Raw genomic sequence first — 12,446 nt, forward strand, 5'->3', positions numbered from 1 at the left:
TCCTTGACTCCATGGCAATGGCTCACACGCGAGGAACGTCGGCTCGATCACTTTTTGCAGTGCATGCTCGGTTCCGTGGACGGACTCTGAGACGGGCGGAATACGTGAAAAATAGTGCTCAGGCTATGGAGCACCTGCCCGGGGTTCTTAAGTCCACCGTGGAAGGCGTGGAGGACATTTCGCTCCTTACTCGCGACGCCGAATCTGAAGCCCAAGTGGTTATGGCTTTCCTGTCTGCCGGTGAGTGGGCTATTGGGATTGGAATCGGAGGGCACGATCCATCCGTTGTCGCCCGTAGCTGTACAGGTAAGCGGGCCGGTACGGTGGGCGCGTCAATAGCCACGATCTCCCAGAACTCTTCCATAGCAAGTTCGGAGCTCGCTTCAGATATTTCCGCGGCGTTTTCTTTGATCGGCCATGTGCTCACCCGGAGGACTGAGGAAGGCCGAGAAGCAACAGCGCTTATGCGGCAGGGATATACACAAAACGACGCTGCGGCAGAGCTCGGTATCTCTAAGCAAGCAATGTCGCAGCGTCTGGTTGCCGCGGGCTGGCAGGCAGAGCAAGCAGGATGGGACCTTGCCGTCCACCTTTTGACCCGGGCGGAGGAACTTTAACTACTCGTTCGACGCGTCCTCCGGCGAATCGACATCCGGTTGATCATCAGCGTCGGCAACGTCGATGCTCGATGACCCCGCAGTGGAGGGATCTTCCCCGAGCTTCTTCGCCGTGTTTCGCTTAGCGGCCAAAGCGCTGTCTAATGGATCATCCACCGTTTTGTTCGCGACGGCGTTTGCCTCAGCGACGGCTTTGGCGATTTCTGGGGCAGACTGAGTGGTAAACCAGTCGTCATCTTCATCCGTCGCTGCCTCTGCCTTGGTTTCCTCGTCGACACTAGGAGCTTCGTAGCGGAATACCCCGTCAGAATCCTTGTCTGAGAACTGCTTGGTGAAGGACTCCAGGGCATCACCGAATTGCGACGGAATCAGCCACATCTTGTTGGCAGATCCTTCAGCCATTTCAGGAAGCTTTTGGAGGTATTGGAAAGCGAGAACATCCGGTGTGACCTGCGAGGTTTTGATGGCAGCGTTCACCTTACGGATGGAGCGAGCTTCACCCTGTGCGCGTAGGTAACGGGCTGCTCGCTGTCCCTCGGCGCGAAGAATTTCAGCCTGGCGCTCGGCTTCCGCTTGCAAGATGGCAGCATGCTTTTCGCCTTCGGCGGCAAGGATACGGGCTTGTTTTTCACCTTCGGCAGTCTTGATATCAGCCTCGCGCTGACCTTCCGCAGTCAAAATCATGGCGCGTTTTTCGCGGTCCGCCTTCATCTGCTTTTCCATCGACTGCTGAATCGACGGTGGCGGATCAATCGCTTTAAGCTCGACTCGACTAATACGCAGCCCCCACTTTGTCGTGGCGTTATCCAGTTCACCCCGGAGCCGTCTATTAATGACCTCGCGCGACGTTAAAGTCTCTTCCAACGTCATGCCACCCACGACATCACGAAGCGTCGCCGTCGTGGTCTGCTCAACACCGGTGAGGTAATTATCCACACCGTAGATGGAGTGCATGGGGTCGTTTATTTGGAACGTGACCACGGTATCAATTGCCACGGTCAAGTTATCCTGCGTAATCACCGCTTGGGGCGGGAAGCTGACGACACGTTCGCGGGTATCCACGCGGGATCGAACACGGTCGACAAATGGAATGAGGAACGTTATTCCCCCTTCGACAGTTTTCGTGTACCGTCCCAGTCGTTCAATGACTGCCGCCGTCCCCTGTGGGACCAACTTGATGGACATCATGATGATAAGGACGATGACCACAATGATGGCTGCGATCACGATAGTGCCAGCGCTCATGAATTAATCCCTCCTTTCTAAGACAAAAGCTGTGTTGCCTTCAATGCGGCTCACCACGACGGTGTCGCCAGGCTCGAAAACGTCGTCATGAAAAGCACTCCGAGCGGACCAGAAATCGCCATTGAGCCGAACGATCCCCGATGAGGACGAAATCTGCTCGACGGTCTCCCCTGTTGTTCCCACCAAGGCTCGCGGTGAGAAATCCGCTGTTTCGATCTTTTCGCTGAGTTTGCGCTTCAAAAATGGACGCAGAACGAACATCAGTGTTAATGACACGACAGCGAAAACCACGACTGAGACCCAGAGCGGGGCCTGGAAAAAGGACACACCTGCTGCGGCGAGAGCACCGCCAGACAACATCAATAGTGCGAAATCGCCACCGAAAAGCTCCAGCACAGCTAGAAGTACCGCACCGATAAACCACACTAAGGCATTCACGTTGTCCAGCGTACAGAAAGGCTATGACAGAAAACAGGGTCGTCGCTTCTGCCTACTCGGGTCCGACGGTGACAAAATCGACCAGTCGTTCAACCGCACCAATGAGCGATGAATCGACGTCTCGAAAAGAATTCACGCTGTTGTAGACGCGGTTCCACCCCTCTTTCGGATCCGACCATCCGAGTCGTCGGCACACACCCGTCTTCCAATCCTCACCATAAGGAACGTCGGGCCAGGCCTTGATACCGACGGAGGACGGTTTGACGGCAGCCCAGATGTCAATAAACGGGTGCCCAGTCACCATGACATGCGGACCAAGCTCCTGCGTCAATAACGATTCCTTTGAACCCTCAACTAAGTGGTCGGCGAGAATACCGATACGACGCTCAGTAGTGGGATGAAAATCTTGTACCCGTTGCGGTGCATTATCAAGGCCCTCAAGGTACTCGACGACGACGCCTTCTACGCGAAGATCATGGCCCCAAATACGCTCCACAATTGCCGCGTCATGGACGCCTTCGACCCAGATTCGTGATGGCGCAGCTACTTTGGCGCGCAGGTTTTCTACACGCCGTGATCCGGATGCGCTTCGTTGTTGTCGTGGATCTTTTGGCGGAACATAGCGGACTAATGTGACGGGTTTTCCCTCGTAGAGGAACGCCCCTTTGCGCATTTTGAACAGACGCGTTCGTCGGTATCGGTCCTCTAACCGAACGAAATCTCCGTCGTATGTCCGCTCAAATTCGACGATCGCTCCCACATAACCACTGGCGATATCTTCAACCACTAAGCCAGGTTTAGCTGGGAGTACGGGGAACTCGCGGGGCTTGGAGTGTGGATGCCCGGCATAGATGTCACCTGAATAGCGGTCGTGGAAACTCATACCGAGGAAGTGTACTGAGGCGACGTGAACCTGGTGAGACGAGGACACGGTATCCCGTGAGAGGTGCTATGGTGGCATGCCATGAATGTGTCAACTATCTCGGGCCTATGCAATGAGTGGGCGCGCGTCCACCGGTTAGCAGCATGGACAGCGTTTTGGCTCATTGGTGAGGCGTCGACGGACGACACTATTGATGCGTGGCATGATCTGTATTCACTTCCGCGCAACGAGATGGTCCACTTCTTGGGTGAACTCCGACAGGCCGCGTCGGATTATTCGGATCACACTGCCGACGACCCACTCGTCCGTATAGTTTTGGCAGCGCCCGGGGATCCTCCGCACGTGCCCGGTCATTCGGATGACCAGAAGGCTATTTCCCGCGCGGGAGCGGGATTGGTGATTTCGTCTGGGGATCCAGATTCGCGCGTATTGGTTATTCCCTCTCGTTCTGATGGGACCCCACGTTTAACGGCGTCATCGATTGGGGAAGACGTGCCGGCTCCTCCGTTACCAGCGATTGGTGAGGCTGATTTAGCTCTTTCCGAGGCTACGAGGAACGCTGCGTCGATGATTACATCGATGCGAGCAGCTATTGCTGATGTCCCGGATGTGCGGCTTCGGGTAGGAACTCTGACGGATTTTTATGACTCCGCTGGTTTTCCTGCAGGTTTTAATCCGAGAGCAGAGAAACTGTCCGCGCGAGCTGACCATCTATCAGCAATTATTGATACAGCACGCGCTACCGACAACGGAGCAACGTGGGACGAGCACGTCCTCCCTCTGCTCAGGGTTATTCGGCAGGCGCGGATAGCCTCGCTGGATTACGCTGTCCGCGAGATGCTTCGTGCGATACCTAGGTAATCTCTGTGGCTATTTATGGTGCTTATGCTTTGCCGGGGGGACACAGCAGTTATCAAAGCACGGGACTCCGTTGAGGCTGCAGCCGTGCTGGGGCTCGACGCCGAGGCGGAGAGGCTCTCTGCCTTCGATGTATTCATCGATCAAATCGATGATCATTCGGGTGAATCGCTGCGTCGGCCCCACGGTCGCCGCCCGCTCGATGGCCATATCAAAATCTTTTGCCTCATGAGCAAGTTCGGTGTCAAGGTCCCATGCCACTTCTACGTGGTCTGACACGAACCCAATAGGAGATACAACCGCAGCCGGAATCCCCTGGTCATGGAGTGTTGAAATATGATCCACAATATCGGGTTCCAACCACGGAATGTGCGGGGGGCCGGAACGCGATTGCCAGACGAGGTCGAAATCATCGTCTGACAGTCCAAGCTTGGCGGCAGTTAAATGTGCTGCCTCATAAATCTGCCGTGAATACAGGTAGTCCCCATCGCCAGGGTTTCCGGATGTCTTATCCGCGGAGACCGGAATAGAGTGAGCTGTGAACACTATTCGACAGTTCTCTCTCCTGTCACTGGGTATTTTGGCGAGTGCGTCTTGGACGGCTTCTGCCTCAGCCTCGATGAACTCTGGGTGGTCATAAAACTGACGCAGTTTCGTTAAATCCGGGGGCGTAATCCCCTGCTCCTGGCAATGACGCCGTGCTTTTTCAATGTCCTCGTCGTATTGACGGCATCCCGAGTACCCCGCCCATGCAGAAGTGGCAAATACAAGCGCATGGCGAATTCCGTCGTGAACCATCTTCTCTATGGTCTCGTTCCAGAATGGATGCCAATTGCGGTTAGCGAAATACACAGGGAGATTGCGCCCCTGCTTTTCGAGTTCTTCTTCGACGTGTCTAATGATCTCGCGGTTTAAACCGTTAAGAGGGCTGATGCCGTTGAAGTGGTGATAGTGCTCTCCCACTTCGTCGAGACGCTCGGGCGGGATGCCACGACCCCGGGTTACGTTTTCGAGAAAAGGACGAATATCGTCCAGACCCTCCGGGCCACCGAATGAGGCAACAACGATAGCGTCAACGGGGTACTCACTGGTCTGTGAGTTGCCACAATCGTTGGCGTTGATCTGGTTGTGTGCCGGTTGATTGCCCTTCCGGCCAGGCCGTTCTGTCAACGCCGGGGCATCGTTTATGGCCATCTCAACAGTCTCAATTCTCAGTAGACAATGGTGTTAACGGCAAAAGCCACACGCTGCGCTCGTGCCGTGCCAGTACACGACCGTACCGGCACGATGATCCCCACGTCGATAAGGACGGGAGTGAGCAGTGCGTGTGGAATGCAGACCTAGCCTAGTTTATGAGATGAGCCGGACAACGTTCGGAGTCATGCCACCATAACGAACTGGGCTGATCTTGACGACTGAGCCGGACTCGGGTGCCTCAATCATCTGGTCGTTGCCCAGGTAGATCGCGACGTGCTGGCTAGCGTTAGGACCGTAGAAGATCAGGTCACCGCGCTTCATCTGGGAAGCAGGATACTGAGTTCCCGATTGGTACTGCGCTCCTGTGTAGTGCGGCAACTTGAAGCCAGCGATGTAGAAGGCGTACAGCACCAGGCCGGAGCAGTCGAAACCAGCGTGAGCGTAATCGCCGTATTGGTCAGCGACTCCGCCATCCCTAATGCCGACGGTCGGGCCATAGTAGTTTCCGCCACCCCAGGAGTAACGCACTCCTAGCTGTGATTGCGCACGAGCGATAACGGCGTTGATCCGGGTTTCTGCAGAACCGCTGGTTGCGGTTTGTGCATTGTCGCCCGTGTTGGTCGTTCCCGTCGTGGAACTGTTTGCTGAGTTTCCTCCGCCAATCGAGGTAGCGAGTGAGGCCTGGTCAGTACCGTCGGTCACTCGGTTCAAGGCGTCAGAGTTGTTCTTGAGACCGTTGACTAGCTGTGAAGTAGTCGACGTGGATTCGTCGTCCGAGGATGAATCATCCGAATCGGATCCATCGCTGCCCGTACCATTGCTGGTTGATCTAGTGCTACCCGACGATGTTGAGCTGCTGCTCTGGTCATTACTCGAGTTGTCAGATCCCGTCGAGCTGGAACCAGAGGCCGTGGATCCACTGTTGTCGCTACCCGTACCGTTGCCAGTGGTGCCCGTTGTCGTAGACGCAGATCCCGAACCGGTGTTAGCGCTACCGGTGTTATTGGTATTACCGCTGTTATCGGACTGATTCTGAATCTGGTCCCACGCTTGACGCGCTGCCTGACGTCCGCCATTAACGGCGGCAGCAACCGGGTCGTTTCCTTCCTGGCCTGCCTTCAGTCCGGCTGCTAAGGCTGCCAAGCCACTCGAGGTGAGCCCGATAAGCGCCTTGTCAGCGTCGTTAGACGAGGAATCAAAGGCTGCGCCCAAAATCTGCCGCAGCTTTTCGGTCAGCTCTTCTACACGCTTGACCGCCTCGGAAGCGATCGTCGCCAGGTTGGCTGCATTTTGACGTGCCTGCTCAACGGTTGGATCGCCGTTGTCTTCCTTCTCCTTGGCATCCTTGGCGGCAGCTAAAGCGTTATCAGCTTTCTGCTTCGCGTCGGCGGCAGCTTCGGACCGCTCTTTTTCGGTCTGGTCTGCAGCAGCGTAGTCGATGCCCTGGTCAGCTTTAGCGCCCTGGTCGTCCGCATTATCTGCATTACTAGAGCTGTCTGCCTGGTCATTCTGCGCAGAATCCCGCTGGTCCTGGGCAGAATTGTCGGACGAAGCCGTAGCTGGCTCATTTGAAGACGACTGCTCAGTTGCATCCGACGATGGCTCCGTGGATTCCTGCGTGGGTTCGCCGGTCCCCGCATCACCGTCATTAGCCGTGTCGTACGCTAATTGCTCCGTTGTAGTCGCAGAGCTTGTGCTCGATTGGTCGTCAGAGGAAGCGCTGTCTGACGAGTTGTCCTGGTTGTCAGCAGCGTTATCAGCTGATGGCGCAGAATCTGAATCAGGTTTGTTGTCCTGCGTTGCCGAAGCGGAAGTGGAAGGACCTGCCGCACTTGTGTCACTGGCGTTGTTCTGAGCCGGTGCCGCAGGTGAATTGCTAGAGGAACCAGTCTTGTCGCCCTTTACTTCGTCGAGGCGTGACTGGATCTCATTCTTGCGAGCTTCGGCTTCCTGGATAGATTTTTGCAGGTCCGCTGCTTTTCGTGACGCTGTTTGAATCGCTTCAAGAGCCTTGTCCTTGGATTCCTTCGCGTCCTTACGCTTAGCGGAGGCGTCGGCAAGCAGCTTGCGGAGAGAGGACTCCTCATTAGCAGCCTGAGTACGCACCTTGTCTAGCTGCGAGACAACTTTGCGTTGCTTCGCTGCCTCGGTGCGCAAGTATGAAGCGCGGTCAAGAGTATTAGCGACGGCATCTTCCCCAGCTGCCATCGTCACTGCATTGGAATCTTGGCCTTGCGTGTACTGCGAACGCGACAGGGAGTTTAACTTGTCCTGGGCTTCCTCGACGTCCTTTTGGGACTTGTCGAGCCTCGCCCGTGCTTGGACAACCTTCTCCTGTGCATCGTTTGCATCGCTGGTGGCCTCATCCAGCTCATACACAGTCTTATTTGCTTCTTGACGGATGCCGCCTTGTTCATTTTGCAGCTCAGTCAGCTTTTTCTGTGCCTGAGTTAAATCGTTGGCAAGCGACGCGACAGAATTGGGATCGTCGTTGGGCGCTGCCATGGCATGTGGAGCAGAGGTTACCCCTAGCCCGGCACACAGCAAGACGGCCGCAAGCCGAGTGCGTGCATGTCGCGGATGGGACGTCCGGAAGGCCCTGCGGTCTACCACGCCATTTCTCCTTTGATCGGAAGCATTCATCGTCTGAGCTATGCCTGAAGCCGTCAGTCAATAGAGGTAGAAACCCGATAACCAGCCTTGTTACGGAACCTAGCGACCCGCGGAAGTGTTAACAGGAAAGTCAAGGGTTAAAGCTTGACGATTCTCTGCCCGCTGTAGCCACGTCGGTGTGCCGATCCTCTCACCTTCTACCAATCGGGCATACTTCCCCGCATGCCCGGTTGGTCAATGGTTGAAGAGTCTTCTCTAGCCTCAGGGGTTGACTCGTATCGACTTTGGTTGCACAGCTTTATTTTTTTGAACAGTGCCACCGTAGAGCACGTGAACATCGGAAGAAACTCTAATCACATAAAAAACAAGCTTCACATCCTGACAGAAGTCTTGCTTAAAGGCTTGACCAGGGATGATAACGGAATAATTACAAAGTGTGATTTACACCACGTTTTAAATATTTTCGGCGTGTCAACTTGAACCTCAAGTTGAGGTTGAAGGTCTGGGAACGCTGTGGCGCTTCCCCTTAGTTTGTGGATCAGCTAATAAATGCGCCAGAAGGGGCCACTCTCGGGCCTCTTTAAGTCCTCTGCCCTAACCCGACGGAAGTTGCCGACTGTAATGCGATAGCGAGCGCTCTATTTATGGAGCGCATTTTTAATTCTTCCATGCGTGTGTTGACGCTGCGTGCCGCGTCGTCAGTGAATGCGTTACGCCAACACGTGTTGCAAGTGAAAGGAATCAATGCCTCGTGGGTGACCTTCTGATCTCACAGGATCAACTTTCAGGCCCCGGAAGTAACTTTTGGGGGTGAATAAGGCCCCAGATTCGCTTACAGTACGTCTGTACTGTTAGAGTTTGGGCTGCAATATGCTGGGCAAACCCCCCTTGTCGTGGGATTCTGAGAGCAAAGTTCAAGGTATTGCGCGCAGGCGGCCTTGAATGCTGCCACAATGGATCATGAGGAATCACGACGTTGTGCAGCTTTGTCAGTAGTTTTCTGACAGCTGTAACCCCTGAAAGTCGAAAGAGAAGAGGACTGGAGCTCGCTGTGTCAGAAAGTAAGAACTCCTTTGATGCCAAATCGACGTTGAAGGTTGGAGATAAGTCGTATGACTATTTCCGTCTTTCCGCCGTTCCTGGCATGGAAAAATTACCGTACTCCCTCAAGGTTTTGGGAGAGAACCTCCTCCGCAACGAGGATGGCAAGAACACTACTGTTGACCACATCAAAGCTGTTGCAAATTGGGAACCGAGCGCAGAGCCCGATACTGAGATTCAGTTCACCCCAGCCCGCGTCCTCATGCAGGACTTCACGGGTGTCGCCTGCATCGTCGACCTCGCTACCATTCGTGACGCAGTGGTCACCCTGGGTGGCAAGGCAGAATCGGTTAACCCACTCAACCCAGCAGAGATGGTCATCGATCACTCAGTGATTATCGAAGCGTTCGGCTCTGAAGATGCCATTGAGAAGAACGTCGAAATTGAGTACCAGCGGAATGACGAGCGCTACAAGTTCCTCCGTTGGGGCACCGGTGCTTTCGACAACTTCCGGGTTGTCCCCCCGGGAACAGGCATTGTTCACCAGGTAAACATCGAGTACCTCGCCCGCGTCGTGTTCGACCGTGACGGTCTTGCCTACCCGGATACATGTATCGGTACTGACTCCCACACGACGATGGAAAACGGCCTCGGAATTCTGGGCTGGGGCGTCGGCGGTATTGAGGCTGAGGCTGCCATGCTCGGCCAGCCGGTGTCGATGCTCGTGCCACGCGTTGTTGGATTTAAGCTCACAGGCGAAATTCCTGCCGGTGTGACCGCGACAGACGTGGTCCTCACCATTACCGACATGCTCCGTCAGCACGGAGTCGTCGGTAAGTTCGTTGAGTTCTACGGTCAAGGTGTTTCTTCGGTGCCGCTTGCTAACCGTGCAACCATCGGTAACATGTCGCCAGAATTCGGATCGACAGCGGCCATCTTCCCGATCGATGAAGAAACAATCAGGTATCTACGCTTGACTGGCCGTTCCGAAGAGAAGTGCGCTCTCGTCGAGGCTTACGCTAAAGAACAAGGCATGTGGCTTGACGAGAACACTCCGGAGGCAGAGTACTCCGAGTACCTCGAATTGGATCTGTCGACGGTCGTTGCATCGATCGCTGGACCTAAGCGCCCGCAGGACCGCATCGAGCTCACCGATTCTAAGGCTCAGTTCCGCAAGGACCTTCACAACTACAGTGATGGCGAAGTCAAGGACGTCGTCGAAGCAGACGCTCCTGCTAAGGAAGATGTCGCCGACTACAACGAGTCCCGGCCTGGCCACGGCGAATCTGCCGCCGAGGGTGCTGAGGGTCGCCCCTCGTCCCCGATCGTCGTCAAGTCCCCTGAAGGTGGCGAGTACACGCTCGACCACGGCATGGTGGCGATTGCATCGATTACCTCGTGTACTAACACTTCCAACCCTTCAGTGATGGTTGGTGCAGGTTTGCTCGCGCGTAAGGCTGCTGAGAAGGGACTGCACGCGAAGCCATGGGTCAAGACCATTTGTGCCCCTGGTTCGCAGGTTGTCAATGGATACTTCGAGCGCGCTGACCTCTGGAAAGACCTCGAAGCTCTCGGTTTCTATCTCTCTGGCTTCGGTTGCGCAACCTGTATCGGTAACTCCGGCCCACTGCCCGCCGAAATCTCACAGGCCATTAACCAGGCTGACCTTGCCGCAACGGCTGTTCTGTCCGGTAACAGGAACTTCGAAGGCCGCATCTCGCCAGACGTCAAGATGAACTACCTTGCATCGCCCATCTTGGTTATTGCTTACGCAATCGCCGGGACGATGGATTTCGATTTTGACGAGCAGCCTCTTGGCCAAGACCAGGACGGTAACGACGTCTACCTCAAAGACATTTGGCCCTCCACGGATGAGATCGAATCCACGATCGAGTCCAGCATTTCTCGCGAAATGTATGAGACTGACTACCAAGATGTCTTCGCGGGCGACGAGCGCTGGAAGAACTTGGATACCCCGGATGGCGAAACATTCGCGTGGGATGATGAGTCCTCCTACATTCGCCGTGCCCCCTACTTCGATGGCATGTCCGTCGAACCGGATCCGGTTGAGGACGTGAAGGGCGCTCGTGTCCTCGCGCTGTTGGGCGACTCAGTGACCACTGACCACATCTCCCCCGCGTCGGCAATTAAGCCCGGTACCCCGGCGGCCCAGTACCTGGACTCCATGGGTGTGGCCCGTAAGGACTACAACTCATTGGGATCTCGCCGTGGTAACCACGAAGTCATGGTTCGCGGTACGTTTGCCAACATTCGTCTGCAGAACCAGCTCCTTGATGGGGTTTCCGGTGGATACACCCGAGACTTCACCCAAGAAGGCGGACCGCAGTCCTTCATTTACGACGCTGCGCTGAACTATGAGAAGGAGAAGACTCCTCTCGTCGTCTTGGGTGGTAAAGAATACGGCACCGGTTCGTCCCGTGACTGGGCAGCCAAGGGCACCCTGCTGCTGGGTGTTAAGGCCGTCATTGCCGAATCCTTCGAGCGTATTCACCGCTCGAACCTGATCGGTATGGGTGTCATCCCTCTTCAGTTCCCAGAGGGCGAATCCTGGAAGTCGCTGGGCCTCGACGGTACTGAGACCTACGACATTGAAGGCATCGAGAAGTTCAACGATGACACCATTCCGAAGACGGTCAAGGTGACCGCCACGAAGGAAAACGGTGAAACCGTCAACTTCGATGCAGTTGTTCGTATCGACACACCCGGTGAGGCAGACTACTACCGGAACGGAGGCATCCTCCAGTACGTCCTGCGTCGGATGATGAAGGAAGACAGCTAAGGCAGACTGCCTTCGCAACAGGTATTGGTCATGCCTAAAGTCAGTGACGTTGATCTCGAAAGACGGAGGTCACAGATCCTCGACGCCGCGCGTACATGTTTCGCCGAATACGGCTACGAAGGCGCAACGGTACGACGGCTCGAGGAGGCGACCGGACGAACCCGCGGAGCGATCTTCCACCACTTTGGCGATAAGCAAGGTCTGTTTTTTGAACTAGCGCGCGAAGACGCGATTCACATGGCAGACATTGCGGCCTCTCACGGATTGATCGACGTTATGCGAAACATCGTCGACAATCCTGATGGATACCAATGGGCATTAACCCAGCTCGAAGTGGGAAGGCTCGTCCGGACTGACCCATCATTTCGTTGTCGTTGGAATAGCGAACACAAGCGTATCGACGATGCGGTGCGGCGACGGGTTTCCCAGCAGATAGACGACGGTGTTATGCGCACCGACGTGAGCCCTGAGGTCATTTGTTCGTTACTGATCGTCGTTTTTGATGGGGTGCTCTCTGCCGTTGGTGCAGGTTATACTGCTCCGGAGCTCCCCCTCGCCCTCGATGTCCTGGAAGACAGCTTGCGCAAATAGGCCATAAGTGGCCAATTAGAGGTGCTGCGTTATGTAGCGCCTCTTTTTTCATACCCTCATGCCTTTGACGGTGCTGCGTGCATATCTTGACGACGCCGCGCCAGACTTCCACGTGCGAGCAAAAACGCCACGTATCAGGCACGTATGAGGGATGGAAGCGCAG

Annotated in this window: 9 protein-coding genes; 4 read left to right on the forward strand and 5 right to left on the reverse strand. The window is 55.4% G+C overall.

What is annotated here, in order from left to right; all coding sequences use genetic code 11:
• Window positions 1-11: 11 nt before the first annotated feature.
• Window positions 12-617 carry a hypothetical protein gene (locus CKROP_RS04585; RefSeq protein WP_012731572.1) on the forward strand — a complete coding sequence of 202 codons (606 nt, stop codon included), beginning with the start codon at window positions 12-14 and terminating at the stop codon, window positions 615-617.
• Here the strand turns inward: CKROP_RS04585 and CKROP_RS04590 are convergent, their stop codons facing one another.
• From CKROP_RS04590 to CKROP_RS04600, 3 genes are read right to left on the reverse strand one after another with little or no spacing between them, the layout of a single operon-like run.
• Window positions 618-1,805 carry an SPFH domain-containing protein gene (locus CKROP_RS04590; protein ID WP_420838954.1) on the reverse strand — a complete coding sequence of 396 codons (1,188 nt, stop codon included), beginning with the start codon at window positions 1,803-1,805 and terminating at the stop codon, window positions 618-620.
• A 60-nt stretch (window positions 1,806-1,865) separates the two neighbouring features.
• On the reverse strand, window positions 1,866-2,300 hold the full coding sequence (locus CKROP_RS04595; RefSeq protein ID WP_041628816.1) for an NfeD family protein: 435 nt from the start codon (window positions 2,298-2,300) through the stop codon (window positions 1,866-1,868).
• A 52-nt stretch (window positions 2,301-2,352) separates the two neighbouring features.
• Complete coding sequence (locus tag CKROP_RS04600) at window positions 2,353-3,183, reverse strand: DUF3097 domain-containing protein (RefSeq protein WP_041628817.1); 831 nt, start codon at window positions 3,181-3,183, stop codon at window positions 2,353-2,355.
• 81 nt (window positions 3,184-3,264) lie between these two features.
• Between CKROP_RS04600 and CKROP_RS04605 the strand changes: the two genes are divergently transcribed.
• Entirely contained in the window at window positions 3,265-4,044 is a 780-nt protein-coding gene (locus CKROP_RS04605) for an Rv1486c family protein (RefSeq protein ID WP_012731576.1), read from the forward strand.
• 9 nt (window positions 4,045-4,053) lie between these two features.
• Here the strand turns inward: CKROP_RS04605 and CKROP_RS04610 are convergent, their stop codons facing one another.
• Both CKROP_RS04610 and CKROP_RS10685 read right to left on the reverse strand, forming a co-directional pair.
• Complete coding sequence (locus CKROP_RS04610) at window positions 4,054-5,235, reverse strand: ferrochelatase (RefSeq protein WP_012731577.1); 1,182 nt, start codon at window positions 5,233-5,235, stop codon at window positions 4,054-4,056.
• A gap of 156 nt (window positions 5,236-5,391) precedes the next feature.
• Entirely contained in the window at window positions 5,392-7,851 is a 2,460-nt protein-coding gene (locus tag CKROP_RS10685) for an NlpC/P60 family protein (RefSeq protein WP_012731578.1), read from the reverse strand.
• 1,051 nt (window positions 7,852-8,902) lie between these two features.
• Here CKROP_RS10685 and acnA point away from each other — a divergent pair.
• Complete coding sequence (gene acnA / locus CKROP_RS04620; protein ID WP_012731579.1) at window positions 8,903-11,692, forward strand: aconitate hydratase AcnA; 2,790 nt, start codon at window positions 8,903-8,905, stop codon at window positions 11,690-11,692.
• A gap of 30 nt (window positions 11,693-11,722) precedes the next feature.
• Complete coding sequence (locus tag CKROP_RS04625) at window positions 11,723-12,283, forward strand: TetR/AcrR family transcriptional regulator (RefSeq protein WP_012731580.1); 561 nt, start codon at window positions 11,723-11,725, stop codon at window positions 12,281-12,283.
• Window positions 12,284-12,446 lie beyond the last annotated feature (163 nt).

This window comes from Corynebacterium kroppenstedtii DSM 44385 (assembly GCF_000023145.1).
Taxonomy (GTDB): Bacteria; Actinomycetota; Actinomycetes; order Mycobacteriales; family Mycobacteriaceae; genus Corynebacterium; species Corynebacterium kroppenstedtii.

What these genes read in the sequence shown, in the direction of transcription:
- CKROP_RS04585 (WP_012731572.1), top strand. Translation starts at nt 12, where the DNA reads ATGGCAATGGCTCACACGCGAGGAACGTCGGCTCGATCACTTTTTGCA.
- CKROP_RS04590 (WP_420838954.1), bottom strand. Translation starts at nt 1,805, where the DNA reads ATGATGTCCATCAAGTTGGTCCCACAGGGGACGGCGGCAGTCATTGAA.
- CKROP_RS04600 (WP_041628817.1), bottom strand. Translation starts at nt 3,183, where the DNA reads ATGAGTTTCCACGACCGCTATTCAGGTGACATCTATGCCGGGCATCCA.
- CKROP_RS04605 (WP_012731576.1), top strand. Translation starts at nt 3,265, where the DNA reads ATGAATGTGTCAACTATCTCGGGCCTATGCAATGAGTGGGCGCGCGTC.
- CKROP_RS04610 (WP_012731577.1), bottom strand. Translation starts at nt 5,235, where the DNA reads ATGGCCATAAACGATGCCCCGGCGTTGACAGAACGGCCTGGCCGGAAG.
- CKROP_RS04625 (WP_012731580.1), top strand. Translation starts at nt 11,723, where the DNA reads ATGCCTAAAGTCAGTGACGTTGATCTCGAAAGACGGAGGTCACAGATC.